17 protein-coding genes and 1 pseudogene are annotated in these 26,031 nt (G+C 67.8%); 10 read left to right on the top strand and 8 right to left on the bottom strand.

From position 1 onward, the window contains the following. Window positions 1-118: 118 nt before the first annotated feature. Window positions 119-670 (top strand): hypothetical protein, encoded by a 552-nt coding sequence (locus RYM47_RS01110; RefSeq protein ID WP_315385490.1) that lies wholly within the window; start codon window positions 119-121, stop codon window positions 668-670. 1 nt (window position 671) lies between these two features. Here RYM47_RS01110 and hmgA read toward each other — a convergent pair whose 3' ends face one another. Together hmgA and hppD are read right to left on the bottom strand one after the other, a co-directional pair. Continuing rightward, window positions 672-1,973, bottom strand: a complete 1,302-nt coding sequence (gene hmgA, locus RYM47_RS01105) for a homogentisate 1,2-dioxygenase (RefSeq protein ID WP_315385489.1) — start codon at window positions 1,971-1,973, stop codon at window positions 672-674. Window positions 1,974-1,990: 17 nt separating this feature from the next. After that, complete coding sequence (gene hppD, locus RYM47_RS01100) at window positions 1,991-3,106, bottom strand: 4-hydroxyphenylpyruvate dioxygenase (RefSeq protein ID WP_315385487.1); 1,116 nt, start codon at window positions 3,104-3,106, stop codon at window positions 1,991-1,993. Between the two features lie 128 nt (window positions 3,107-3,234). Between hppD and RYM47_RS01095 the strand changes: the two genes are divergently transcribed. After that, complete coding sequence (locus tag RYM47_RS01095) at window positions 3,235-3,726, top strand: MarR family winged helix-turn-helix transcriptional regulator (RefSeq protein WP_315385485.1); 492 nt, start codon at window positions 3,235-3,237, stop codon at window positions 3,724-3,726. Here the strand turns inward: RYM47_RS01095 and RYM47_RS01090 are convergent. The 4 genes from RYM47_RS01090 to RYM47_RS01075 all read right to left on the bottom strand — a co-directional run bounded on the left by RYM47_RS01090 (window position 3,723) and on the right by RYM47_RS01075 (window position 8,156). Beyond that, a complete protein-coding gene (locus RYM47_RS01090) occupies window positions 3,723-4,856 on the bottom strand; it encodes a hypothetical protein (protein ID WP_315385483.1) in 1,134 nt (377 codons plus the stop codon). The genes RYM47_RS01095 and RYM47_RS01090 overlap by 4 nt on opposite strands. A 129-nt stretch (window positions 4,857-4,985) precedes the next feature. Beyond that, complete coding sequence (locus RYM47_RS01085; RefSeq protein ID WP_315385481.1) at window positions 4,986-5,591, bottom strand: thioredoxin family protein; 606 nt, start codon at window positions 5,589-5,591, stop codon at window positions 4,986-4,988. An 8-nt stretch (window positions 5,592-5,599) separates the two neighbouring features. Further along, a complete protein-coding gene (locus RYM47_RS01080) occupies window positions 5,600-7,099 on the bottom strand; it encodes an oligopeptide:H+ symporter (protein ID WP_049401684.1) in 1,500 nt (499 codons plus the stop codon). A 181-nt stretch (window positions 7,100-7,280) separates the two neighbouring features. After that, on the bottom strand, window positions 7,281-8,156 hold the full coding sequence (locus tag RYM47_RS01075) for a tryptophan 2,3-dioxygenase family protein (RefSeq protein ID WP_019338596.1): 876 nt from the start codon (window positions 8,154-8,156) through the stop codon (window positions 7,281-7,283). 335 nt (window positions 8,157-8,491) lie between these two features. On the opposite strand from RYM47_RS01075, the gene pdhA reads away from it, so the two are divergent. From pdhA to RYM47_RS01055, 4 genes are read left to right on the top strand one after another with little or no spacing between them, the layout of a single operon-like run. Continuing rightward, window positions 8,492-9,574 (top strand): pyruvate dehydrogenase (acetyl-transferring) E1 component subunit alpha, encoded by a 1,083-nt coding sequence (pdhA, locus tag RYM47_RS01070; protein WP_187756997.1) that lies wholly within the window; start codon window positions 8,492-8,494, stop codon window positions 9,572-9,574. Further along, a complete protein-coding gene (locus RYM47_RS01065) occupies window positions 9,567-10,634 on the top strand; it encodes an alpha-ketoacid dehydrogenase subunit beta (RefSeq protein ID WP_315385474.1) in 1,068 nt (355 codons plus the stop codon). Before pdhA ends, RYM47_RS01065 begins: the two co-directional genes overlap by 8 nt. A 1-nt stretch (window position 10,635) precedes the next feature. Beyond that, window positions 10,636-10,989 carry an SH3 domain-containing protein gene (locus tag RYM47_RS01060; protein ID WP_070207411.1) on the top strand — a complete coding sequence of 118 codons (354 nt, stop codon included), beginning with the start codon at window positions 10,636-10,638 and terminating at the stop codon, window positions 10,987-10,989. Further along, complete coding sequence (locus RYM47_RS01055) at window positions 10,986-12,377, top strand: dihydrolipoamide acetyltransferase family protein (RefSeq protein ID WP_315385470.1); 1,392 nt, start codon at window positions 10,986-10,988, stop codon at window positions 12,375-12,377. Before RYM47_RS01060 ends, RYM47_RS01055 begins: the two co-directional genes overlap by 4 nt. Before the next feature lie 60 nt (window positions 12,378-12,437). Here RYM47_RS01055 and RYM47_RS01050 read toward each other — a convergent pair. Further along, a pseudogene (locus RYM47_RS01050) lies at window positions 12,438-13,070 on the bottom strand (NAD-dependent dehydratase). A 248-nt stretch (window positions 13,071-13,318) separates the two neighbouring features. Here RYM47_RS01050 and RYM47_RS01045 point away from each other — a divergent pair. Further along, a complete protein-coding gene (locus RYM47_RS01045; RefSeq protein ID WP_315385597.1) occupies window positions 13,319-14,758 on the top strand; it encodes a GGDEF domain-containing protein in 1,440 nt (479 codons plus the stop codon). A gap of 66 nt (window positions 14,759-14,824) precedes the next feature. Here the strand turns inward: RYM47_RS01045 and RYM47_RS01040 are convergent, their stop codons facing one another. Continuing rightward, a complete protein-coding gene (locus RYM47_RS01040) occupies window positions 14,825-15,760 on the bottom strand; it encodes a DUF808 domain-containing protein (protein ID WP_315385468.1) in 936 nt (311 codons plus the stop codon). Between the two features lie 161 nt (window positions 15,761-15,921). Here RYM47_RS01040 and RYM47_RS01035 point away from each other — a divergent pair, with 161 nt between their 5' ends. The 3 genes from RYM47_RS01035 to RYM47_RS01025 all read left to right on the top strand — a co-directional run bounded on the left by RYM47_RS01035 (window position 15,922) and on the right by RYM47_RS01025 (window position 26,015). Then, the gene (locus tag RYM47_RS01035; RefSeq protein ID WP_315385467.1) at window positions 15,922-17,613 is read left to right on the top strand and encodes an AarF/UbiB family protein; all 1,692 of its coding nucleotides are present in this window, start codon (window positions 15,922-15,924) and stop codon (window positions 17,611-17,613) included. A 164-nt stretch (window positions 17,614-17,777) separates the two neighbouring features. After that, window positions 17,778-19,880, top strand: a complete 2,103-nt coding sequence (locus RYM47_RS01030; RefSeq protein ID WP_315385465.1) for a phosphoglycerol transferase I — start codon at window positions 17,778-17,780, stop codon at window positions 19,878-19,880. 111 nt (window positions 19,881-19,991) lie between these two features. Beyond that, on the top strand, window positions 19,992-26,015 hold the full coding sequence (locus RYM47_RS01025; RefSeq protein ID WP_315385463.1) for a hypothetical protein: 6,024 nt from the start codon (window positions 19,992-19,994) through the stop codon (window positions 26,013-26,015). The last annotated feature ends 16 nt before the right edge of the window (window positions 26,016-26,031 follow it).

Genomic DNA, 26,031 nt, shown 5'->3' with positions numbered 1-26,031 from the left:
TCTGTGGTCCGCAGGCTAGCGTGGGGTATGTGCAGCCCATGCATGCAGATCGTGCTTGTCATCACAGTTACACCTGGGCCGTTCAGGCTCGGCGTGCACCGCTTCGACCCCTATGCCCATGCAACCGCGCAAGACCGATCTCGCCCGCGACGCCCTGCAGGCCCACCGCGCGCCCCTGGACATGCGCCAACGGCGCCTGCTCATCCTGTGCGATGGCCAGCGCGACCTGGCCCAGCTCACCGCCATGATCGGGCCCGAGGCGTCGGCCATGGTGATCCAGCTGATCCAGGCCGGCTACCTGGTCTCGACGGCACCGGCGGCACCCGCACCCGAAGCTGCAGCGGTCGCGTCCCCGTCGTTGGCCGCCCCGGTACCGGCGGCCTCCCCGGCCGCGCCGGTCACCGAGCGCCGCCGCTCGATGGTGGCCGCACGCATCTACCTGCTCGGGATCCTGGAACTCCAGCGGCATCCGCAGGCCGCTGCACTGCTGTACGCGCTGCAGCAGTCGCGCAGCGACGAGCAGGTGATCGCGGCCCTGCACGCTGCGCTGGATGCCCTGCCCGGCCTGACCTCGCCGGGCTACTGCGAGCGGGTACGCCAACGCCTGTTCGAGGTACTGCCGGAGTCGCACCTGGCACAGCTGGAACAGGCCGGCGTGGTGGCAGGCTGACTCAGGCCCGGAAGTTCTTCTTCAAGCCCTGCCAGCACTGCTGGTAACCGCGCTGGCGGTGCGCGGCGTCCATCGCCTGCGCGGTCGGACGGATCACGCCCCGGGTTTCGAACATGAAGGCCATGGTGTCCTTGATCACGTCCGGCTTGCTGAGGTCGGCCGCAGACGCCTTCTCGAAGGTGGCCGCATCCGGTCCGTGCCCGCTCATGCTGTTGTGCAGGGACGCACCGCCGGGCACGAAGCCTTCGGCCTTGGCGTCGTAGGCGCCATGGATCAGGCCCATGAACTCGCTGGCGATGTTGCGGTGGAACCACGGCGGCCGGAACGTGTCCTGCGCCACCAGCCAGCGCGGCGGGAAGATCGCGAAGTCCATGTTGCTGGTGCCGGGCGTGTCGCTGGGCGAATGCAGGACCAGGAAGATCGACGGGTCCGGGTGGTCGTGGCTGATCGAGCCGATGGTATTGAAGCGGCGCAGGTCGTAACGGTACGGCGCGTAGTTGCCGTGCCAGGCGACCACGTCCAGCGGCGAGTGGTCGATGGACGCGCGCCACAGCTGGCCCTGGAACTTGGCGATCAGTTCGAAGTCGCCGTCCACGTCTTCATAGGCGGCCTGCGGGGTTTCGAAATCGCGCGGGTTGGCCAGGCCGTTGGAGCCGATCGGCCCCAGGTCGGGCAGCTTGAGCAGCGCACCGAAGTTCTCACATACGTAGCCACGTGCCTGCCCGTCCGGCAGCTCCACGCGGAAACGCACACCGCGCGGAATCACCGCGATCTGCTGCGGTTCGATCTCGATCACGCCGAATTCGGTGAGCAGGCGCAGCCGACCCAGCTGCGGCACGATCAGCAGCTCGCCGTCGGCGTCGTAGAAATACCGCCCCTGCATGTCGGCAGTCGCCGCGTACAGGTGGATGCCCACCCCGCCATGCGCGTCCGGCGAACCGTTGCCGCCCATGGTGTACAGGGCGTCGACGAAGTCGGTCGGGGTGGACGGCAGCGGCAGCGGGTCCCAGCGCAGCTGATTGGGCGACACCGCGCCGTGCGCGAAGTCGCTGTGCAGGTGCGGCTGCGGGTACGGCTGGAACTCGCCGTGGGTGACCGCCGGACGGATCCGATACACCCAGCTGCGCCGATTGCTGCCACGCGGCGCGGTGAAGGCGGTGCCGGAGAGCTGTTCGGCATACAGCCCGTGCGCGACCTGCTGCGGGGAATTGCGGCCAACCGGCAGCGCGCCCTCCACCGCCTCGGTGGCGAACTCGTTGCCGAAGCCGGTCTGGTAGCCACGTGCGGAGATGGAGGACGTCATGGTGGGCTCCTTTGTTCTTACAGCACGCCGCGCTTGATCTGGTCGCGCTCGATGCTTTCGAACAGCGCGGTGAAGTTGCCTTCGCCGAAGCCTTCGTTGCCCTTGCGCTGGATGATCTCGAAGAAGATCGGGCCGATGCAGTTCTGGGTGAAGATCTGCAGCAGCTTGCGCTGGTGGGTTTCCGGATCGGCGTCGATCAGGATCTTGTTCTTCGCCAGGCGCGGCACGTCTTCACCGTGGTTCGGCACGCGCTGGTCGATCACATCGAAGTAGGTCTCCGGCGTGTCGAGGAAATCCACGCCCTGCGCGCGCATGGCTTCAACGGTCTCGTAGATGTTCTCGGTGAAGCAGGCGATGTGCTGGATGCCCTCGCCCTTGTACGCGTCCAGGTACTCGTTGATCTGGCTCTTCGGGTCGGACGATTCGTTCAGCGGGATGCGCACGATGCCGTCCGGCGCGGTCATCGCCTTGGACACCAGGCCGGTCTTCAGGCCCTTGATGTCGAAGTAGCGGATCTCGCGGAAGTTGAACAGGCGCTCGTAGTAGTCCGACCACTGCTGCATGTTGCCGAAGTACAGGTTGTGGGTCAGGTGGTCGATGAAGGTCAGGCCGAATCCGACCGGATTCTGCTCGGCGCCTTCGATCGGTGCATAGTCGGCGTCGAACACGCTGCCGCCGGTGCCGTAACGGTCCACCAGGTACAGCATGCAGTCGCCGATGCCCTTGATGACCGGGGTCCGCACGGCTTTGCTGTCCGGCTTGAAGTCGACCACTTCGGCGCCGTTGCCCAGCGCCATCTGCAGGACCTCCTCACCCGGCTTCTTGAAGCGGATCGCGAAACCGCAGGCGCTCGGGCCGTGCTTCTCGGCGAAGTCCGAAGCGAACGAATCCGGTTCCTCGTTGACCAGGAAGTTCACCCCGCCCTGGCGGTACACCGTGATGGCACGCTGCTTGTGGCGCAGCACCGCAGTGAAGCCCATTTTGCGGAAGTATTCGTGGAGTTCGGCGCCGCGACCGGCCGGTGCGGCGAACTCGACGAACTCGAAACCGTCGATGCCCATCGGGTTTTCGAAGGTGGTGACCTGCATGCCCAGGTTGGGGGCGTGCGACGCGGTTGCGGGCTGGCTGCTCATGATTGGGCTCCGAAGCGGCCCACCCCCGGAAAAAACCAGGTGCGGGCGGAAGGCAGACCCGCGAGAATGCGGAATCCGGAAACAAGGTTATAGTTTCACATGAAACCACCATCAAGGTGCACCGCAGCATGAGCCCAGCCGATCCCAGCAGCCACAGCATCCGTGCCTCGCACGCCCTGCTCGACCTGGAGCAGTTCCTGCCCTACCGGCTGAGCGTCCTCTCCAACCGGGTCAGCGGCAACATCGCCAAGCTGTATGGGGACCGGTACGGCCTGGCGATTCCCGAATGGCGGGTGATCACCATCCTGGCGCTGTACCCGGGCTCGTCGGCCAGCGAGGTCTCCGAGCGCACCGCCATGGACAAGGTGGCGGTCAGCCGGGCCGTAGCCAGACTGCTCGAACGTGGCTTCATCAAGCGTGAAACCCATGGCGACGATCGGCGCCGCTCGGTGCTGGCGCTGTCGGCGGCGGGTTTCGAGGTGTACGAGACGATCGCCCCGCTGGTGATCGAGATCACCCGCAAGCTGATGTCGGTGCTCAGCGAAGAGGAGGAGCAGATGCTGGAAAAGCTGATCCTGCGCCTGGCCGGGGACGGCCTGCAGCGGATGGACGAGGGCTAGCTCAGATGCTTCCGCCGCGCATGCACCCATGGCGCGGCCAGCGCACCGATCGCCCCGGCCGCCAGCCCGAGTGACGCCGCCACGGCGGCCGCTTCCAGCGCGCCCGGCAACGCCAGTGCGGCGATCACCAGCAGCGCGGCCGGCAGCGCGATGAAGGTGGCCAGGAAATAGCGCCAGCGCGGTGCCCAGGTGCCCACCTGGAGCAGGCTGACCGGCATCCAGGTCTCGCCGGACGCGTCTTCGGCCAGTTTGGCCACCACCTTGGGCAGGTCGACTTCCACCGGGCCTTTTCCGGTGCGTGCGGTGGCCAGCGCCCGTGCCACTTCGTCGATGGCCGGATACGAGCTCGGCCACGCGGTCGGTGCGGCAACGCCATACGCGGTGAGCAACGGCACGCTCAGCCATGGCGCGAGCAGCGGGCGCAGCTTGCGCCGGTCCAGCACGCACCAAAGCTGGGGAACGCCGTTGGCCACCACGCTATACAGCGCCAGCTGGCCCGGCTCCGGATACGGCAGCACATGCACGCGCGCGGCCATGCTGGGGTAGCCCATGTGACGCAGGAAGCCAGGGCGACTACGCCCTTCGTGCGCCCAGGCCAGGCCCAACGGCGCGACCAGATAGGCTTCAGCCGGGTCTTTCACCCCCGCGCTGGCGCGGTCGTCGCTGGCGAGGAAGAACGCCAGCGACTTCGGCTCGGCCACGTCGGCGTGGTCCCAGCGACCACTGTCGCCCAGCACGTGCTTGAGCGGCAGACGTGCCGGGGCGGTTTCGGCCTTGGTCGCGTTATGCAGGTAGGGCAGCACCGAGAGCACGAAGGCCTGCAGGTCCACGCCGCGCGTGCCGCTGCCCTGCCATTCGCCAGGTAGCAGGCCGGCCAGCGCCGGGTTGCGCGCCAACACGTCCAGCTGCGCCTTCTGCTCCACCAGCTTCTGCACGGCTGCCTTGAGCAGCACGTTGTCGGGCACCGACACCAGCGGTAGGCGATACAGCGCTGCACCCGGGTCGGGCGTGTCGGTATCGCCACCGTGCGCGGAGTGGTCATCCAGCAACACGTCCGCCGGGGGCAGGCTCACGCCGCCCGGTGCCTCGTTGAGGGCTTCGGAAACGCGGTCACTGCTGCCTGGCTGCATGCGGAGGTCCTCCATGGATTGCGCCGCGCATGCGGCGTCAGGTCCTTGGGGATAGCGGCAGCGCGCGCGGGATCTGTAACCACGCGGGTAAAAAAAATGCCGCGATGATCGCGGCATTTTCGGCTTGCATCAGGGAGCCTGTGGCGGCGCCCAGTCCTTGATGAAGGCCACGAACTTCTCGCGGTTGTAGCCCTTCGGCAGGCCCTTGTCGGCCTCCAGCTCGCCGGTGAACTGCGAGTGCAGCAGCCTGCCCTGCGCATCCAGCACGAACAGGTGCGGGTAGCCCTTGATCTGCGGGAACTGCGACAGGAACGCGGCGTTCTCGTTGTCCTCGCTGTAGTTCACCTTCATCCAGACGTAATTGGCGTCGCGGAAGCTGCGGATCTCCGCATCGCCCTCGACGAACGCGTCCAGCAGGTGGCACCACGAGCACCACTCCCCGCCCACGTCCAGCACGATCCGCTTGCCACCCCGCTGGGCTTCGACCTTGGCCGTGGCCAGGTCGGCCACCGGGTCGCGGGCCGGATCGAACTGGGCGTTGAGTCCGGCCACCGCAGCGACATCCGCTGCGGCCGGCGTGTTGCCCGAGGCCACCGGCTGGCCGGGGTCGGCCACCGGTGGCTTCTGCTCGGTGGTGTCCAGCGGCTGCGCAGGTGCGGCGGTGGGCGCCGACGGCGAACAGGCGGCCAGCAGGCCGGCCACGATCAACGAAGAACCCACAGCGGACATGCGCATCGCAGACCTCACTTGACGCCGTGCATCAGCTTGTTGATCAGCGGCGCGATCAGGAACAGCACCACGCCCGAGCCAATCAACGCCCAGAAGCCGAAGGTGTACCCCTTCAGCGCCGACTCGACGGTCATGCCGCCTTCGCCGCTCACCACGCCGGCGAAGATGCCCGACAGGTTGTTGCCGATGCCGGTGGACAGGAACCAGCCACCCATGCCGAAGCCGACCAGGCGCACCGGGGCCAGCTTGGTCACCATCGACAGGCCGATCGGCGACAGGCACAGCTCACCCACCGACTGGATGACGTAGACCATGAACAGGGTCCAGAACGGGATCTTGCCGTCCACGACCATCTGCGACAGGGCGAACATCAGCAGCGCGAAGGCGGCACCGTTGAACAGCAGGCCCAGGCCGAACTTGCGCGGGATGGACGGATTGGCGCGGCCCATGGCCACCCAGATCCAGGCGATGATCGGGGCCAGGGTGATGATCGCCACCGAGTTGACCGACTGGAACCACGCGGTCGGGAACGTCCAGTCGCCGAACTGGCGGTTGACGATGTTCTCGGCCAGGAAGGTGAACGAGCTGCCGGCCTGTTCGAAGAACATCCAGAACATCACGTTGAAGGCGAAGATGATCAGCATGGCGATCACGCGGTCGCGCTGCACCTTGCCCTCGCGGATGCCCTCGACCAGCAGCAGGATGGCCAGGGCGGTGAACATCGCACCCAGGATCCAGGCCAGCGCGGTGGCGCCGGTGGCCAGCAGGAAGTACGCGACCGGAATGGCGACCACGGCACCGGCCAGCACCATGATGATGCGGCCGAAGCCTTCAGCGCCGGCCGGCGGTGCACCGATGCCCTTCAGGCCGGCGCGACCGATGTAGAACCACACCAGCGAGATCAGCATGCCCACGCCCGAAGCGATGAACACGACCTTGTAGGACGGCATGGCATCGGTACCGAACACCTTGCGGGCCAGGTACTCGGTCAGCACCGGGGCGATCATCGCGCCGATGTTGATGCCCATGTAGAAGATGGTGAAGCCCGAATCGCGGCGCTCGTCCTTCAGGCCGTACAGCTTGCCGACCATGGTCGAGATGTTGGGCTTGAACAGGCCGTTGCCGACGATGATCGTGGCCAGGCCGAGCTTGAAGATGTGCTCCTGCGGCAGCGAGATCATGAACAGGCCGGCGGCCATGATGATCGCGCCGGTCAGGATCGATCGCTGATAGCCCAGTACCCGGTCAGCCACGTAGCCACCGAAGATGGCTGCGGCATACACCAGGGCCAGGTAGGCGCCGTAGATGCGGCTGGCGTCGCCTTCACCGGCAGCGCTGCCGTTGTAGAACTGGGCAACGATGTACAGCACCAAGGCCCAGCGGATGCCATAGAACGCAAAGCGCTCCCAGAACTCGGTCATGAACAGCATCCACAACGGGCGCGGGTGGCCCAGCGTGGTCTTGAAGTCCGGCAGCGCCGGCTCTGGGGTGTTCGCAGTGGCGTTTACGCTCATGCGGGTTTCCTGGTTCGGTGGATGACGAGCACGTCCGCTGTGCAGTTGGAGCAACGCGCGAGGATCACCGACTTCTGGCGTTCACGTCAAATACACGCCGTTTGAGACAGGTGCCGGCCTGCTCGCTGAACTTGCATCTGAAACGATCCAGCCAGTGGCCGGGATCCAAGCTGAATACGGATCAGCCCTGTGCTGACGGGGGCCCGGCCTGCAGGCTGGTGCGCACCTGGAACAGCTCGGGGAAGAAGGTCAGTTCCAGCGCCTTGGCCAGGAAGCCCACCCCGGACGAGCCGCCGGTGCCGCGCTTGAAGCCGATCACCCGCATCACGGTGCGCATGTGTCGGAATCGCCACAGCTGGAAGGCGGTCTCCAGGTCCACCAGGTCCTCGCACAGCGCGTATTCGCGCCAGTAGCGGTCGGTGTCCTGGTAGATGCGTTCGAAGACCGGCTGCAGTGCGTCGTCGGCCACATGCGGCTGGGTCCAGTCGTGGTTTTCATACACGGCCGGTACGGCGTGGCCGAAGCGGGCCAGGTACTTCAGGAACTCCTCGTACAGGCTGGGCGCCTCCAGCACGGTGCGGAGCTGCGCCTGTCCGGCCGCATCGTGCTCGAACACCTGCAGCATCTGCGCGTTCTTGTTGCCCAGCAGGAACTCGATGTAGCGGTACTGCAGCGACTGGAAACCCGACGACGGGCCCAGCACGTCGCGGAAGCCCATGTACTCGGACGGGGTCAGCGTTTCCAGCACCGACCACTGCTCGGTCAGCTGGCGCAGCACCTGCTTGCTGCGCGCCAGCACCTTGCGGCACTGCCAGACTTCATCGCGCTGCAGGAAGCCGATTGCGGCGCGCAGCTCATGGCCCAGCAGCTTCAGCCACAGCTCCGAGGTCTGGTGCTGGATGATGAAGAGCATCTCGTCATGGTGCGGCGGGTTGGACAGCGGCTGCTGCGCGCTGAGCAGCTGGTCCAGCCGCAGGTAGCCGCCGTAGGTCAGGCGCCCCTGCAGGTCGGTGTGGATGCCGGCTTCGAGATCGCGTTGGTTGTTGTCGACGGACATGGGCGGGACCAGATCGGGGGCGGCAAGGGTAGCGCGTTGCCGCCGCGCTGGCAGCCGCCGGGCCCATACCCGGGCGTGCGGTTGGCCGTGGAGCATCGGCCGATCCCGGGCCTGCGCGTGGAACCGTCCAGGCCGTTGTACTGGCGGTCAGCCAGAGGGGTATTCTGATGCTTTGCAGCAACGACTGAATACGTTGTTGTTATTGGCCCCCCACCCGCCGGCAGGGGTAAAACGGGGAATCGCCGTGTTGCGGCGCAGGAAGGCTATTCCGTACGCGTTCCTTAACATGGCGATTCATATCATTTGTAACTTCTCTGTCGAAGGTGCAGTACGCAATGACGGTTGCCGCTGAATTCAAGATCGAATACCTGCAGTACCTGGATACGGACGGCACGCTCGTCCGCGACGACCTGCCCGCGTCGCTGCGCGACCCCAAGGTCCTGGTACCGCTGTTCAAGCAGATGCTGTTCGTACGTACGTTCGACAGCAAATCCATCGCGCTGCAGCGCACCGGCAAGCTCGGCACCTATGCCGCCTGCCTGGGCCACGAGGCTGCGCACGTGGGCATCGGTGCTGCGATGCAGAAGGACGACGTGTTCGCACCTTCGTACCGCGAGTATGGCGCGATGTTCATGCGCGGCGTGCGCCCGCACGACGTGCTGATGTACTGGGGCGGCGACGAGCGCGGCAACGATTACGGCGGCAACGCGGCCAAGGACTTCCCGTTCTGCGTGCCGATCTCCACCCAGTGCCTGCACGCCGCAGGTGCCGCGCTGAAGTTCAAGCTCAACAAGGAACCGCAGATCGCGGTGGCCGTGTGCGGCGACGGCGGCAGCTCCAAGACCGACTTCTACGCAGCACTGAACTCGGCCGGCGCCTACAAGCTGCCGCTGATCCTGTGCATCGTCAACAACGGCTGGGCCATCTCGGTCCCGCGTTCGGCCCAGACCGGTGCCGAAACGCTGGCGCAGAAGGGCCTGGCCGGCGGCCTGCACTGCCTGCAGGTGGACGGCAACGACCTGATCGCGGTGCTGGCGGCGATGGAACAGGCACGCGAACGTGCGCTGGCCGGCGACGGTGGCACCGTGCTGGAACTGATGACCTACCGCCTGTCCGACCACACCACCGCCGATGACGCGCGCCGCTACCGCGACGACGCCGAAGTGAAGGATGCCTGGCAGCGCGAGCCGATGCTGCGCCTGCGCAAATACCTGATCAACGCCGGTGTGTGGAGCGAAGACGAGGAAACCGCCTGGGTCGCCGAGTGCGGCACGCGCGTGGACGAGGAAGTGAACCTGTACCTCAACACGCCGGTGCAGCCGGTCGAGGCGATGTTCGACTTCCTGTATGCCGATCCGCCACCGGACCTGCTGGCCCAGCGTGCCCAGGCGATCGCCCTGGAGAAGCGCCATGGATGAGATCAAGAACGGCGCGCCCGGCGCGCACACCAACGCCGCCGACAGCGCTGCGGTCGCGCGCGGAGATGACAGCATGACCACCACCCCGATCACCCTCATCGAAGCCATCACCCAGGCCTTGGCCTGGGAGCTGGAACACGACCCGTCGGTGCTGGTGCTGGGCGAAGACGTGGGCGTCAACGGCGGCGTGTTCCGCGCCACCGCCGGTCTGCAGCAGCGCTTCGGCTCCGAGCGCATCCTCGACACCCCGCTGGATGAGACCACCATCGCCGGCCTGACCATTGGCCTGGCCGCGCAGGGCATGAAGCCGGTGGCCGAAGCCCAGTTCGATGGCTTCATGTACCCGATGGTCGACCATATCGTCTGCCACGCCGCACGCCTGCGTTACCGCACCCGTGGCCGCCTGCACTGCCCGATGGTGCTGCGCGTGCCGTGGGGCGGTGGCATCCGCGCGCCGGAACACCACAGTGAAGCCAACGAGGCGATCTTCACCAACGTGCCGGGCCTGCGCGTGGTGCTGCCGTCGTCGCCGCAGCGTGCGTACGGCCTGCTGCTGGCCGCGATCCGCGAACCGGATCCGGTGATCTACATGGAGCCCAAGCGCATCTATCGCCAGTACAAGGAAGTGGTCGTCAACGACGGCGAAGCCTTGCCGCTGGACGTCTGCTTCGTGCTGCGCGATGGCACCGACGTGACCCTGGTGACCTGGGGCGCGCAGGTGAAGGAAGCGCTGGAAGCGGCCGACAAGCTGGCCGGCGAAGGCATCAGTGCCGAAGTCATCGACGTGGCCACGCTGCGTCCGCTGGACTTCGCCACCATCGCCGAGTCGGTGGCCAAGACCGGCCGCTGCGTGATCGTGCAGGAGGCCCCGAAGACCGCGGGCTTCGGCGCCGAGATCGCCGCACGCCTGGCCGAGGAATCGATCTACGACCTGCTGGCGCCGGTCGAACGCGTTACTGGCTACGACACCCACATTCCGCTGTTCCGCCTGGAAATGAAGTACCTGCCGAGCGTGGACCGGATCGTCAGCGCGGCCAAACGCGCGGTGGCGGCAGGCTGACATGCGGGCCCGTCTTCTAGGCCCCTACCGCAGCCAGTACCCCAACCCGCTCCGGTTCCGCACCGGCCAGATCGTCGAACTGGGTGTTCGTGACGAGGAATGGCCGGCGTTTGCCTGGGTACGCACCGATGACGGGCGTGCCGGCTGGGCACCGGTGGCGTGGTTGCAGCGGTTGGACGACGGTCGCGCGGAAGCACTGCGCGACTACGACGCCCGCGAACTGGACGTGGACAGTGGCGAAATGGTCAAGCTGCATCATGAACACGGCGGCTGGTGGTGGTCCGAACGCGCGAACGGCGCGACGGGCTGGCTGCCGGCCCGCGATCTCGAACTGCTGGAAGAGAACTGCACATGAGTGAGAACAAGAATTTCCACCTGCCCGACCTCGGCGAAGGCCTGCCCGACGCCACCATCGTCGAGTGGTTCGTCAAGGAAGGCGACGTGATCAAGCTGGACGAGCCGCTGGTCTCGATGGAGACCGCCAAGGCCGTGGTTGAAGTGCCCTCGCCGTTCTCCGGCACGGTACTGAAGCTGGCCGGCGGCGCGGGTGACATCATTCCCACCGGCAGCGTGCTGGCCCAGTTCGTACTGGACCCGAACCTGCCGCAGCGCGCCGATGGCCAGGACACCGGCCACAGCCACGGCCACGCGGCCCCGGCGTCGACCCCGAGCACCGGCCAGACCGCGCCGGCCCAGCCGGACAAGGTGGTGGCCTCTGATGACGGTGGCGAAATCGCCAAGCCGGGCGCCGAGCGCGAAGACGAAGGCACCGTGGTCGGTGCGATGCAGAGCTCCAACGCCGTGCACGCCGAACAGGCGGTGGCGGTCGGCGGGGTCAAGGCCGTGCCGGCGGTGCGTGCCACCGCGCGCAAGCTGGGCGTGGACCTGAGCCGCGTGCGTGCCACCGGCGCCGACGGCGCAGTGACCATGGCCGACGTAAAGCAGGCCGCGGCCGATGGCACCGCCAAGGTCGGTTCTGCACCGGCACCGGCCGCTGCTGCGCCGGTTGCGGCTGCCGCACCGATCGCGCGCGCTGCTGAAACCCGCGCGCCCCTGTCTGCCGCCGGCAAGCCGATGCGCACCCAGCCGCCGGGCGTGGTTGCCAAGGGCCAGCCGGAGCAGCTGAAGGGCGTGCGTCGCAACATGGCGCGGGTGATGGCCGATGCGCACAGCAAGGTCGTCCCGACCACGCTGAACGATGACGCCGACATCCATGCCTGGGCGCCCGGCAACGACATGACCGCCCGCCTGGTGCGCGCGATCGTGGTCGGTTGCCAGAAGGTCCCGGCGCTCAACGCCTGGTTCGATGGCGACGCCCTGACCCGCACCCTGCATGCGCACGTGGACGTGGGCATCGCGGTGGACACCGACGACGGCCTGTTCGTGCCGGCCCTGCGCAACGCCGATGTGCTCGACGCACGCGGCATCCGCGAAGGCGTGAACCGCCTGCGCGAGCAGGTCGAAGCGCGTTCGATCGCCGCCTCGGAGCTGAGCGGCTACACCATCTCGCTGTCCAACTTCGGCATGTTCGCCGGCCGCTATGCCACCCCGGTGGTGGTCCCGCCGTGCGTGGCCATCGTCGCGGCCGGCCGTGCCCGCCACCAGATGACCCCGGTCATGGGCGGCGTGGAAGCGCACAAGGTGATCCCGCTGTCGGTCACCTTCGACCACCGCGCCGCCACCGGTGGCGAAGCCGCCCGCTTCCTGCGCGCCATGCTGGACGACCTGGCCCTGGCCAACTGACCGGCACCTGCTGACGATGCAACGACGGCCACCGCAAGGTGGCCGTTTTTGCATGCGCCCTCACACCAGTTCTGCCGACCCCACGACCTGCACCCCGGGACGTGGCGCCAGTGCCGCATCCACCATGGCGGCGGCGATGCGCCCGGCCGGGTTGATCCGCCAGGCGCGTGGCAGCACCGGGCCCAAAGCGCCCAACACCAGGCTGGCCAGGTGTTCGCCTGTGCGACGTTCCGCGCGTTCGCCACCAATCAAGCCCGGTCGTACAAGGGTCAATGACGGATACCCCAACGCGCCCAGGTCCTGTTCCAGCCGGCCCTTGACCTGGTTGTAGAAGATCCTGGATCCCGGGTCGGCACCCATCGCCGAGTTCAACACGAACGCGCGAGCGCCTGCGGCCCTGGCCCGGGTGGCGAACATCAACGGATAGTCGTGGTCGATCCGGGCAAAGGCCTCGCGGCTGCCGGCCTGCTAGATGGTGCTGCCGAGCGCGCATATCACCGCATCCACGGACCACCAGTCCGCCTCCAGCGGCAGCTGCTCGAAGTCGACCACCGGGTTGCGCAGCGCCGGGTTGGACCCCGGCAGCGGACGCCGGGTGGGCGCCACCACCGTGTCGCAGCGGGGCTCGTCCAGCAGCAGCTGCAGGACCTGTCCGCCGACCAGCCCGGTTGCCCCCAGCAGCATCACCTTCATCGCATACTCCCGCCATTGGATCTTCGATCATCGTGGCACACCCGGGGTTCAAGCCCGCGTCCATGGCGCCGATACTGTTCCAACCTCCCTTCCCGTCCGGCCCCGTGGCCGGTTGACCCGCCCAGGACCGCCGCATGAAGGACCCGCAGGACGCCCTCCCCAGCCCCGGCCCCGGCACCGCCGTGGGGCGGTTGCTGTCGCGCCGCCTGGGTGCGGCCAAGGCGGCCGAGGCGCCGGCGGGAGCGTCGATGTCCCAACCTGGCGGGAGTGCGCTGCTGCAGCGCCTGTTCGCCGGCGCCGAGCAGCCCGAGCCGCTGCTCGCCGCGTTCGCCCAGGGCATGGCCAGCCTGCCCGGCGAACTGGGCGACATGGGCGAGCGCCTGCAGTCGGCCCAGCGCAGTGCCGACTGGGTCAGCTACGGCCGCGCCATGCGCCAGCTGATCGACAAGTACATCCGCACCATCGAGCAGGACAGCCCCGACGGCCCGCCCGACAGCCTGCGCCTGCGCGAGCTGTTGCGCCTGACCCTGGGCGTGACCGTGGCCAGCTTGCTGCAGAACATGCCCGAGCTGAAGGACGAGCCGGTGCAGCTGGCTGCCGAGCTGCGCCACTGGCACCCCGGCCAGCCGCTGCAGCCGCTGGAACTGCGCCTGCGCGAGCTCACCCACCAGATCGGCGTGCGCAGCGACGGCTGGCAGGAACAGCAGGAGCTGCTGCTGAGCCTGTTCGACCTGCTGCTGGACAACATCGGCGAACTGCTCGACGACAGCAGCTGGCTGCATGGCCAGCTGCATGCGGTGCGCGCATTGATCGGCGGCCCGCTTGACCGCGATTCGGTCGAGCAGGCGCGCGCCAACCTGCGCGAAGTGATCTACAAGCAGGGCCTGCTGAAGCAGGGCATCGTCGACTCCAAGGCGGCGATGAAGAGCCTGATGGGCGACTTCATCGAGCAGCTGGACGGCATGGCGGTAAGCACCGGCGAGTACCACGACCGGATCAGCAGCTATGCGCTGGCGCTGAAGGAAGCGCGCAGCATTGCCGACCTCAACCAACTGCTGCAGGACGTACTGCAGGACACCGGCCGCGTGCAGGAACAGGCATTGCAGGCACGCGACCACCTGGGCAATGCGCGTCGCGACGTCGAGCAGGCCGAAGCGCGCATTGCCGAGCTGGAACAGGAACTGCGCGACGTCTCCGGGCTGGTGCGTACGGACCCGCTGACCGGTGCGCTGAACCGGCGCGGTTTCGACGAGCTGCTGGAGCGCGAACTGGGCCGCGCCGAACGTCACGGCCACCCGCTGGCGCTGGCGCTGCTGGACCTGGACGATTTCCACCAGACCAACAGCGACCATGGCCACCCCGGTGGCGACGCGATCCTGCGCCACCTGGTCACGGTGTGTCAGCTGCTGTTGCGCAGCTCGGACACCATCGCGCGCATCGGTGGCGACGAATTCGTGCTGTTGATGCCCGAAACCCCCGGCGCCGACAGCATGTCCACCCTGCAGCGGCTGCAGCGCTCACTGGCGCAGCGGCCCCTGCAGCTGGATGGCCAGCGCGTACCGGTGCACTTCAGCGCCGGCCTGAGCCAGTGGCAGCCCGGCGAAAGCGGGGACGCCCTGCTGAAGCGCGCTGATGCGGCGCTCTACGCCGCCAAACGCGTAGGCAAGAACCGGGTGCAGGCGGGGTAGAGCCACGCCCTGCGTGCTGCGTAATGTCCGACACCGCGATAGCCACGCAGGGCGTGGCTCTACCGGTCAATGCGCGGTCTTGCCGCGCGCTTTCTGGATACCCGTCACCACCGCCAACACGATGGCGCCGGCAATCACGCCGACCACCACGTTGCCCAGCGCGTTGACCAGCCAACCCCACTGCCCATCCCCGCCCAGCCCCTGCACGAAGTGATGCAGCGCCGGTACGTTGTGCACCAGGATGCCACCACCGACCAGGAACATCGCGGCGGTACCGGCCACCGACAGGAACTTCATCAGCCACGGCGCGGACACCAGCAGGCCGCGACCGAATGCGGCCAGCGCGCCGCCCTTGCGCGAGAGGTACAGGCCCGCGTCATCCAGCTTCACGATCCCCGCCACCAGTCCATAGACGAACACCGTCATGCCCAGTGCGATGACCACCAGCGCGGTCACCTGGTTGAGGAACGGCGCGGCCGACACCACGCCCAGCGACAGCACGATGATCTCTGCAGAAAGAATGAAATCGGTGCGCACGGCGCCTTTGATCTTGTCCTTCTCCCACGCCACCATGTCGACCTTCTCATCGGCCAGCGCCGCGACGCGCTCGGCCTTCTTCTGCGCGTCTTCTTCCTTCGAATGCAGGAAACGGTGCGCCAGTTTCTCCACGCCTTCGTAGCAGAGGAACGCGCCGCCGATCATCATCAGCGGCACCACGATGGGAATCGGGTAACCCTTGGTCTTCAACCAGGCTTCCAGCGCGCTGATCGCCAGCGCCGCCGGCACCAGGATCGCCTTGTTGACCAACGAGCCCTTGGCCACCGCCCACACCACCGGCAGCTCGCGGTTGGCGCTGACCCCGGTGACCTGCTGCGCGTTCAGCGCCAGGTCGTCGCCCAGCACGCCGGCGGTCTTCTTCGCCGCGACCTTGGTCAGGACCGAGACATCGTCGAGGAGGGTGGCGATATCGTCGAGCAGGGCGAACAGGCTGGCACCGGCCATGGGAAGTCCAGAGAGGGAATGAGCGGATTCTGACCGATACCGGGGCGGCTGCGGAAGCGGTCGGATTCACCGCGTGCCTACCGCCCCCCGGCGACACTGCGGAATCCGGACATTGCTGGCCAGGGGCCGGCACGACCGTCTTTGCCGCATGGGAGTTCCGCTTGAGCAATCCGCCCACCGCCAATGGCAATCCCCCGCTGGTCAAAGGCATGAACCGGCGCAGCCAGATCCTGCGCCTGTTGATGCGCTACCGCCATTCAGGCGTGTTTTCCGGCATGAACCTGGATGCCGCCAGCAGCCAGGCCGACGTGCCCGCCGACGGCAATCCGGAGCAGTTCGTCAGCGACCTGGAGGCCTTGGGGCCCACCTTCGTCAAGCTGGGCCAGATGCTCTCTACCCGCCCGGACATGGTGCCGGTGGAGTTCGCCACGGCGCTGGAGCGCATGCAGGAGAAGGTGGCCGAGATTCCGGTCGAGCGCATCCATGCCATCGTCGAGCAGGAACTGGGCGCGCCGGTGAACAAGCTGTTCGCTGCGTTCGATCCCGAGCCACTGGGCTGCGCGTCGATCGCGCAGGTGCACCGCGCGGTGCTGCACGATGGCCGCCAGGTAGCAGTGAAGGTGCAGAAGCCTGAAGTCGCCGCGCAGCTGCGCTCGGACCTGGAGGCGTTGCGCAGCTTCGCGCTGGCCGCCGACCACCTGACCCAGGTCGGCCGCCGCGTACGCCTGCGCGACTGGCTCAACGAGTTCGCCAAGACCCTGATGCAGGAGCTGGACTACCAGGCCGAAGCCGAGAACCTGCAGCGCTTCGGCCAGCACCTGCGTCCGTTCAAGCCGCTGTGGGTGCCGCAGCCGATCTGGGACTACTGCAGCCACCGCGTGCTGACCATGGAGCTGGCCCAGGGCGTGCGCGTGGACATGATCCCCGACGTGCGCCGCACCGAAGAACCGATGGCGCCACTGGCCGGCGCACTGATCCGGGGCTACATCGACCAGATCTTCGTGCACGGCGAGATCCATGCCGACCCGCATCCGGGCAACCTGCGGGTCACCCCGGACGGGCGCCTGGCGATCTTCGACCTGGGCATGGTCGCGCACATGCCGCCGCGCCTGCGCGAGCGCCTGCTCAAGCTGCTGTTCGCCGCTGTCGACGGACGCGGCGAGGAAGTGGCCGATGAGATCATCGGCATCAGCACGCGTCTGGAAGCCTTCGACGAAGAGCGCTACCTGCGCGAGACTGGGCAGGTCATCGCGCGCTACGCAGCAAGCGGAACATTCTCGGAAGGTCGCGTGGTGCTGGACCTCGTACGCATCGCCACTGCCAGTGGGCTGCGCACGCCACCGGAACTGAGCCTGCTCGGCAAAGCGCTGCTCAACCTCGAAACGGTCTGCCGCCTGCTCTCGCCCGACCTGGACACGCGCCGGATCGTCGAACGCCAGCTGCAGCACGTGATGCGCGCGCGGCTGAAGAAGTCGCTGTCTGCCGCCAACCTCGCCAGCGAGGCAATGGAAGTGCAGCAGCTGCTGCGCGAAGGGCCGCGCAAGATGTCCGACATCCTCGCGCTGCTGGCCGAGAACCGCCTGCAGATGAAGGTGACCGGACTGGAGGAATCGCGCCTGATGGAGAACCTGCAGAAGATCGCAAACCGGGTTTCCGCAGGCATCGTCACGGCCGCACTCATTCTTGCTGCGGCATTGATGATGAAGGTGGATACCGGCTGGCACTTCTTCGGCTATCCCGCCATCGCATTCACCTTGATGTTGATCGGCGTGATCCTCGGCCTGGGCATCATCCTCAGTGCACTGCTGTTCGACCGGCGCGCACGCTCGCGCGAAGAACGCGGACACCGCTGAGGCTTTCACACGCGCTTTACCCTTTGCGATGCAATGCGATGTAGGGCTGAAGCGCGCCGTTTCAACAAACATTTCAGTCAGGTTCGTGCAGGCATGCTCCAGTCATCGGCCTGTCACGCACATGTGCTTTGGCGGTCGATCTGTCTCCGCTGCCGATGCCATCTATGCTCTGGATCCTGCTGCTGTCGCTGTTGCTGCTTACCTGGTTGCTGCTCGCTTCCGGTCGCTGGGCATGGTGGAAGGCAGGGTTGATGTCGTTGCTGCTGCTGACCCTCAGTGCATGGTGGTTGATCAACAAGTTGTCCGGCGACGGACTGAATGCCGCAACCCTGTATCACCTGGGTGCGGACATGGAAGGCGCGGGCGTGGCCGACTTCAAGGGCTACATCGCCGGCTTCATCGCGCTCGCCCTGCTGTCGCTGCTGCCGTTGCTCACCCCCCGCATCAAGCGCTGGCATCGCACCGCGCACGGCCGCAGCGTGTTCGCTGGCTTCCTTGCGATGTGGATCGTAGCGATCGGGGTCAGCCCGCTGTACCGCGATGGCCAGCGCCTGTACCAACAGATGCGTCCGGTCGACTACAGCATGGTGGCGCCGGAGTATCGCGTGCCGCAGCAGGCACTGCGCAAGCCACGCAACATCGTGTGGATCTACGGCGAAAGCCTGGAACGCACGTACCTGGATGAAGCCGCGTTTCCGCAGCTGATGCCCAACCTCAACCGGCTCGCCGGCCAGTCGCTGGACGTGCGTGGCCTGGTCTCGGCCGAAGGCGGCGGCTGGACCATCGCCGGGCTGGTGTCGTCCATGTGCGGCGTGCCGCTGACCACCGCGCAGGGCGATGAGAACAGCATGGACCGGATGGGCAGCTTCCTGCCCGAAGCGGTCTGCCTGGGCGACTATCTCAAGCAGCAGGGCTACACCAACCACTACCTGGGCGGTGCCAACGGGCTGTTCGCCGGCAAGGGTCAGTTCCTGGCCACGCACGGCTTCGACGCGGTCGACGACCTGGCCTGGTTCAAGCAGCAGAAGATCGCGCGTTCGCACTTCTCGCCGTGGGGCGTGCACGACGATGTGCTGCTGGACAAGGCGTTCGACCGCTTCATGCAGCTCTCCAAGGCCGGCCAGCCGTTCATGCTGACCACCCTGACCATGGACACCCACCACCCGGCCGGCCACCTGCCGGTGGCGTGCAAGCGCACCCGCTACAAGAGCGAGTACGGCAACATCGGCATGCTCAATGCGTTGAAGTGCACGGATGGCCTGATCTCCAAGCTGGTTGACCGCATCCAGGCCAGCGCCTACGGCGACGACACCCTGATCGTGATCGCCTCCGACCATCTGGCCATGCCGAACGACCTCAGCCACATCCTGGCCAAACAGAAGCGCGAAAACCTGCTGCTGTTCCTGGGCAAGGACATCGCGCCACGCCAGCTGGCCGCGCGCAACGGCTCGACCCTGGACTCTGGCGCCACCCTGCTCAGCCTGGTCGACCCCGCGATCGGTGAGATCGGCTTTGGACGGTCGCTGCTGCATCCGGAGCAGTCCAACAGCGCCAGTGCCGCCGCATTCCGCGAGGGCGGCAAGGACTTCCCGCGTTACCTGGCGTTCTCGCGCTCGCTGTGGCTGGGCGACAAGACCCGACAGCTGCGCATCGACGACGACAACCAGGTGGTGATCGGCCTGCAGCACGTGCAGCCTCCGGTGCTGCTCGAGTACGACAAGACCTGGGATCTCAAATCGGTCTACCTGGAAAACACCTCCAAGCAGTTCGACCTGGCCGACCCGGCCAACACGCTGGCTTACGTGGACCGCTGCACGGCGTTTGAGGACGGCTCGGCCGACGGCGACTGGTGCGCGATGCTGGTCAACCGCGACAAGGGCATCAAGCTCTACCGCGACGACCAGCTGCGCCAAGGCTTCGCCGTGGACGCGCCGCTGGACCCGTTCAACGGCCCGCGTCCCAGCATCCGCCAGGCGCACATGATTACCCAGAAGGGTCGTCGCACCCGCGCCGGCCAGTACATGCTGCAGCTGGTGGCGAAACAGTCGCCCGATCGCGGCTTCTGGATCGAAGCGGTCTCCTCCAAACGCAAAGTAGTGGTCGCCCAGCAGTGGGTGCAGCCCGACGCCGACGGCCGGATCAACGTGCCGTTCGGCCTGGACCACGAAGTGGATGACCTGGAGATCCGCGCCTGGTTGAACCATGCCGAGAAGCTGGCCGTGGACGACTTCGCGCTGATCCCGTCACGACGTGGCAATCGCGGCTGAATATGGCGTCGTGGGTCGCACAACGGGCCCATTCTGCGATGACACGCACAGCCTGATCGGTTCTGGATCGGCAGAATCGGCGCCCGCCGCTGTCGATCCGGGGAGCACACCATGCTGGGCCCACTGCAGGGCGCGGGCCGCACTGCGGCGCCGCCGTCCATTGCCGTTCCTGCACCGGTAGAACCCACACCAGGCGTGGCGCCCGTCAGCCTGCGCAACGGGGCGTGGCGTGCTGGCAACGACGCGGCCGAGGTTTCCCTGACCCCTGCACTGACACGCCTGCTGCGGCGTTGCCCACTGCTTCCCGCCGAGCTCACCCGGGTGGAAGCGCAGCTGCACGAAGCCCTTGCTGCCACGTCGCCGGAGGCGCTGGGCATGCAGTTGGCGAACATGCTGAAACGTGCACCGCTGGCAGCCCGACCCGCGGCGCTCGACGCCGCACTGGCGGCCCAGCCCGGCGTGCCCATGCCGGCGGCGGACGCCTGGCAGCAGGAATGCACCCGGGTCATAGCGGCGCTGCTCGACGGGCTGGGCCAGCTGCAATGCACCCGCGCAGCCGGGCTGGCGCTGTACGCGGTCGGCAACGCGGCACTGGGCCCGGAGGGCGCCCGCCTGCTGGCGTGGTCGCAACAGGCGGTGGCGCTCCCACGCCTGCTGGGGGCGCCAGGCGTCCTGCCGTGGCTGGTGTGGCTGTGCCAGCTGCCGCTGCCCTCGCTGCGCGGTGGCGCGTGGGTCGAACCGCTGGTCGCCCTGCTTCCGCACGGACTGGAGGTCGCGCTGCAGCAGGCAGCGACAGCGCACCACGCCCTGCACCGGGGCCTGGAACTGCCGTCCGCGCCATTGCGCCTGCTGCTGCTCGGCACGGCGTGGGTGCTCTGGTTCCGGCAGCAACCCACCGCACCACCGACAACGCGCTTCGGGCAGCAGGTGGCCCGGCTGCCCGCCGCGCTGGACCAGCTGGACCGGGTCGGAACCGGCGCGCGTGCGCTGTTCGCGCCTGCGATGCCCGCACCCGCCGATGCGGGGTGGGAAGCCCGTGACTGCACGGCGCTCGCCGCCACGGGTGCCTCTGTCTCTACCCACCTTCTGCACCCCGCGCTGCCGATGGCCATGGCCGGCGCAGCCACGCTGCCCGCGCTGGCGCATCAGCTCGGGCGGCGACGGGGCGTCGCGCTGGCAACCGGGGTGGCCGCAGCGACCGCCGGCGCCGGGCTGGCCGCCTGGGCATTGAACGCCGCCGCCACCCCGACGCCGCGAACCCACGGCACGCCGTTCGAACCGTCGCCCCGCACTGGCGAGCCAGCCGGCATCGACGTTCGATACCCGGCGTCGCGCCGACCGGCGCGCTCGCTGGACGCAGTGGCGCCGGCGCAGAACGAGGCGGCGGCACAGGACCAGGTCGCCTTGATCGAGGCGCTCTGGACGCTGCGCGATGCCGCCGTCGCCCAAGGCAGCGCGATGATCCCGGGTACGTCGTTCAGTCCCGCCGTCGGGTCACCCTTCGCGATGGCACTGTTGGCCGTACGGGAGCAGCTGGGCTGGCTCTACCGCCAGGATGACTTCCAGCACCATCTGTACGGCGAGCGCACGCCACCGTCGACGATCCGGGTGGCCGACGGTCAGGTGCATGCCGCACGGGCGATCTCGGGCACGGTGGTCCAGCTGCATCCGCAGTTCGATGCCGATGGCATCAATACCTGGTCCACCCCCACCGAGGTACTGCTGCTGGACCTGCAGCGCATCGTGCGCAGCGCCGGCGGCTGTTTCGACAACGCGGTGCCCGGCCGCCTCGATTGCGCGCTGGGGTTTTACCTTGGCCACCCGGCGCCCACCAGCGCGCAGCGGCCGCTGGCGATCGACAGCGCCATCCAGCAGCTGGAACGGCTTCTGCAGTTGCCTGACGGGCAGACCGCCGCGACCAACGAAACCACGACGCTGCTGGAGCTGCACCAGCAGGTACGGCGGCTGAAAGCAGCGCCGATACGCGGACTGGAACCGATCTGGCGCAGCTGGCGGCCCGACCCGCGATCGCACCTGGGTCACAACATGGCACTGGCGCGCAGCCTGCTGCTGCAGGTCTCCCAGCATGCCGACGTGATCGCGCTGTGCTGGCACCACCACGCCGACCCGGCGCAGCTGGAATACCCGGCGCACGGTCCGGTGCTGGCGCGCGGCCTGCAGGACACACGCAGCATCCCGCTGTTCGACGCCGGCGACCCGCCTGCGGCACTGGCCTCGATCGACAGCCTCCTGCGTGGCATTGCCACGCTGCTGCATGCCCCGGTGCGGTCGGAAGGGCGGTTGAGGACGCCGGAAATGCTCGCCTACTACGCCGCACCGCTGCCCGCCGCGCCGATCGACGATGCACCGTTCGACACGTGCCTGGCCGCCCTCGAGCGGCAACTGGCGCCGCCCCCGCCGCCGGTGTCCGAGCCGCGGCGGGCGCAGGTTGAATGGGACGAACGCAGCGACGTACTGGCGCAGCAGGATCACCAGCGGCTGCTGTCCCGCCTGTGGGAACGCTTCGATGCGCTGCCCCGCACCTGGGAGGAAGCGCTTGAACGCCAGAGCCTGTCGCCCACCGCGTCCTCGCCGCTGCTGGCGGCATGGCGCGACGCGCAGCAGCAGCTGCGGCATGTCTACGAGCAACCTGCGATCTGGCTGGAGATGCGCCGCCAGAATGCCACGTTCCCTACCTTGCGGGTCGGTGCCGACGGGCTCACCGCACAGGTGCGTGGCGGCGGACGCAGCGTGATCATTGCCGACGGTCTACCCGGCAACCTTGCGCCACCGCTGTCGGGTTGGTTGGAAGCGCTGTACCGCATGACCGACCGGCTCGGCCGGTTCTCACCCGGTACATCGGTGCCGTTGGGCAATGCGCTGCAGTTCCATGGCGCCCTCCCGCCCCCATCGCCTGCACCGTGCGCGGTGCCGACCCTGTGCACGCACGCCCGCCTGCTGCAGGCCATCGCGCGGGTGCAGGAACGCTGGCTGCGGCATGACCCGATGCAGTCAGCCTGGCGCCAGGCAAGCAACGAACTGCGGGATCTCGCCCAGCTGCTCAGCCACCATCCCGACGCCACCGGTGAGGACCATCGGGCCGCGTTGGGCACCACCACCACCAGCCATCAGTACCCGGCGCTGCATGCCTTCGCCACGCTGCTGGCCTCCCCGGGCCTGCAGGCGGCACTGCAACGCACACAGCGTGTACCGCGCTGGATCGGCATGGACATCCAGGGCGGGCTGGTCGCGCAGGACGCGGCGGGCGCGCCGTACACGCTCGATGGCAACGACACCTGGCTGCACGATCCCGACGTCGTGCCGCAGCTGGCTACCCTGCGCGCAGTCGCGTCCCAGCTCGGTGGGCAGGTCCGCTCCGACAGTCGGGTCAGTGTCTCGGACATCCTGACCGCGCACGGCGGCTGCGGGCCGGAAGAGGAGACCCACTTCGATGGCGCCGCGCGGTGCGTCGAGCGCCTGCTCGCGGAGCTGCGGCTGGGCATGCGCGCCGACCTGCTGCATGCATGGGACGCGCTGGACGCCACCGATCTGGCACAGGTCCGCGCCACGAGCACGGCGTTTCTTGCCCAGCGCGCGCCGGGCGATCAGACCCTGCTGGAATATCTCGCCCGGCCGCTGGTGGAGCGCGGCGAAATGGCGTGGGACGAGGTACACCGCACCAGCCATTTCATCGCCGCCATGGCGCGTACACCGCGCGCGCAGGTGCTGCAGACCGCGCTGCTGCGCGCGCTTGGCTGGTACCAGGGCAGCCTCCATGCGCCCACGTCGCCGACGCTGCTGGCCAGCCTGACCCGGGTTGCGATCGTGCTCGACCTGGGCCCGCCCTCGAACCGCGACGCGCGCGTGCTGCTGGGCTACCGCCTGCACAAGCCCTCCAACTGGGGCCGCACCTTCGCCAGTATCCGCCTGGACTTCCACGACTACCTGCGCAGCATGGGGCGCATTCCCGATTCGATGCTGGGCATGGCGACCACGCTGGCCCTGCAGGACGCCGCGCCGGAGCTGCTGATCCGCGACGTGCCGCCCAACCTGGTGTATGCCAACACCATCGCCTCGATCCATTTCGTTTCCGGCGTGCACCTGGCCGAGCGGATCCGCCGCGGACTCTCGCAGCAGATGCGCTTCAGTGAACTGCTGACTCTCTCGGTCGACCTGCTCGAGAACGACGACGTGCCCGAGCTGGTCAAACGGCTGGCCCTGCATGCGCGACGCCTGCCGACCCAGGACTGGTACGTGTTCCGCCAGCTGGAACGGGGATCGGCGCGGCCGATGCGCCGCTCCGAACGCATGGAAGCGGCGCTGCTGGCATTCGACCAGCGCGTGGCCGACATCGAGCGCGCGGTGGTCGACGTCCTGGCCCCGCTGCCCTACCGCATGCCGCTGGTGGAGGCGGAGATCCACCGCCTGTTCCCGAAGTTTCCCGGCGTCCTGTCCAACCATGCATGGAACTCCACCGAGTTCCTGCTCTGCCACGACGATAACCATTTCGGCCGCAGCTTCCCGTTCTTCGAACTGGTGGCGGCCGGCGCGCTGCGAAACGGCAGCGACCGCTGGCGGCCCTGCCGAACCTTCGTCCCCGACACACCGCTCAACCACGCGCAGGGCAATCCGCGCTATGAGGCTGCACTGCAGAACGCCTATGCGCAGATGAAACCCGCTCTGCCGCGCCTGGCCGACATCAACGCCCGCTTCCAACGCCGGTTCGACGCCTATTTCCGGAAGGCGCAACGTGGCTACGGCGTATTGATCGAAGAGGCGCTGTATCAACGTCCCGAGGACGAACGCGAAGCGCTGCTGCGCGGCGACGTGCAGGTCTTCACCCTGCGCACGCACGAACCTGACCTCGAAGCGCAGCAGGAAACCCGCAACGACACCGACCCGTACCGGGGCCGCTTCGGCGTCGTGTACACGCTCACCATCAGCGGACGGCCGCGCCACTTCCAGCTGTTCCCGCTGCAGAGCCGGATCGTGCCACTCGATGTGGACGGACCACTGCCGCTGGGGGGCGAACTGCAGAAGCGGAAGGTGCGACTGCGCAGCGGCAACATGGCAACCGTGCACGTCCGTCGGGGCACGCCGTTGCCGGTGGACTGGCTCGCCTTCAGCAGCGACAAGGCGCCCGCTGACGGCATGCAGTCGGCGGTGATCGTCGAGCCGCTGCTGGCGCCCCCCCGCGCGGATGACCATGACAATGCCACCCGATCACCGTTCCATGCACTGGTCGATCCGATCCAGTCCGACTTCTTCTGGCTGGACAGGGAAAACTTCCACCGTGAGGGCATGGCGCTGACCGGCTACGAACAGTACCTGGCAGGAGCGCCGCTCTGGCTCAGCGCCGTGGACTTCATCGTGCCCTTCGTGGAGAACCTGCGCCGGATCACCTCGAAGGACCGCAACGAATTCTCCATGGCCGCGTTTGGTCTGTACCTGGAGGCGATCATCGTGGTCGGGCCGGTGGTCAGTGGCATGGCGAAGGTGCTGGCCAGACCCGGACTGAAGCTCACCGTGCCGCGCTTCACCGAACTCTCGAAGGTGCTGGGGCGTGGCACGGTGGACGCGCTCAACCCGGCGGCCGGCAGCGTGGCGCTGCTGCGCGTGGGGGTCAGCGTGGTCCAGCGCACCGCACGTGGCAGGCTCCGCTTCCTGTGGACGTTCATGGGTCGGCAACCGCCACCGGCGCGCACCGTGGGGCTGCGCTGGGCGATGCGCGAAGGCATGGCGATCGCCAAGGAAGGCGGATCGCTGGCTTCGCCGCTGTATGAGATCAAGGTGCGCACGGTCAATGGCATTCCGGGGGCGATGGTGTCGCCTCCACCGCTGGCCAGCGCCAGCAGCAGCCGGACCCTGCACCTGGTCGACCCTGCCACGCTGACCCTGTACGGACCGGCGTTGCAGGAGCCGCTGGTGGAAGGCGGCAACGCGGCCGGCATGCTGATCAAGGTGGGCGGCAGCCCGCGCACCCCGCATGTGTCGCCGGGCAAAGCGCTCAAGCCGATCAAACAGGGCGGCAAGACCTCGGACGAGGAAGGTGGCGACGAACCGGGTGCACTGCAGCCCCCGGTGGTCGTGCTGCCCGACCACCGTGCGCTGGGAGTACCGGCGACCCACCGCTGAGGTGGGCCGCCGGCGC

This window comes from uncultured Stenotrophomonas sp. (genome assembly GCF_963519125.1).
GTDB lineage: Bacteria > Pseudomonadota > Gammaproteobacteria > Xanthomonadales > Xanthomonadaceae > Stenotrophomonas.
The sequence above is the reverse complement of the archived record's forward strand: the minus strand, read 5'-3'. Positions and strand labels throughout refer to the sequence as shown.

Coding starts and splice junctions, on each gene's coding strand:
- RYM47_RS01090 (WP_315385483.1), bottom strand. CDS start 4,856: ATGCAGCCAGGCAGCAGTGACCGCGTTTCCGAAGCCCTCAACGAGGCA.
- RYM47_RS01055 (WP_315385470.1), top strand. CDS start 10,986: ATGAGTGAGAACAAGAATTTCCACCTGCCCGACCTCGGCGAAGGCCTG.
- pdhA (WP_187756997.1), top strand. CDS start 8,492: ATGACGGTTGCCGCTGAATTCAAGATCGAATACCTGCAGTACCTGGAT.
- RYM47_RS01045 (WP_315385597.1), top strand. CDS start 13,319: ATGTCCCAACCTGGCGGGAGTGCGCTGCTGCAGCGCCTGTTCGCCGGC.
- RYM47_RS01065 (WP_315385474.1), top strand. CDS start 9,567: ATGGATGAGATCAAGAACGGCGCGCCCGGCGCGCACACCAACGCCGCC.
- hppD (WP_315385487.1), bottom strand. CDS start 3,106: ATGAGCAGCCAGCCCGCAACCGCGTCGCACGCCCCCAACCTGGGCATG.
- RYM47_RS01040 (WP_315385468.1), bottom strand. CDS start 15,760: ATGGCCGGTGCCAGCCTGTTCGCCCTGCTCGACGATATCGCCACCCTC.
- RYM47_RS01080 (WP_049401684.1), bottom strand. CDS start 7,099: ATGAGCGTAAACGCCACTGCGAACACCCCAGAGCCGGCGCTGCCGGAC.
- RYM47_RS01025 (WP_315385463.1), top strand. CDS start 19,992: ATGCTGGGCCCACTGCAGGGCGCGGGCCGCACTGCGGCGCCGCCGTCC.
- RYM47_RS01030 (WP_315385465.1), top strand. CDS start 17,778: ATGCTCTGGATCCTGCTGCTGTCGCTGTTGCTGCTTACCTGGTTGCTG.
- hmgA (WP_315385489.1), bottom strand. CDS start 1,973: ATGACGTCCTCCATCTCCGCACGTGGCTACCAGACCGGCTTCGGCAAC.
- RYM47_RS01110 (WP_315385490.1), top strand. CDS start 119: ATGCAACCGCGCAAGACCGATCTCGCCCGCGACGCCCTGCAGGCCCAC.
- RYM47_RS01085 (WP_315385481.1), bottom strand. CDS start 5,591: ATGCGCATGTCCGCTGTGGGTTCTTCGTTGATCGTGGCCGGCCTGCTG.
- RYM47_RS01095 (WP_315385485.1), top strand. CDS start 3,235: ATGAGCCCAGCCGATCCCAGCAGCCACAGCATCCGTGCCTCGCACGCC.
- RYM47_RS01075 (WP_019338596.1), bottom strand. CDS start 8,156: ATGTCCGTCGACAACAACCAACGCGATCTCGAAGCCGGCATCCACACC.
- RYM47_RS01060 (WP_070207411.1), top strand. CDS start 10,636: ATGCGGGCCCGTCTTCTAGGCCCCTACCGCAGCCAGTACCCCAACCCG.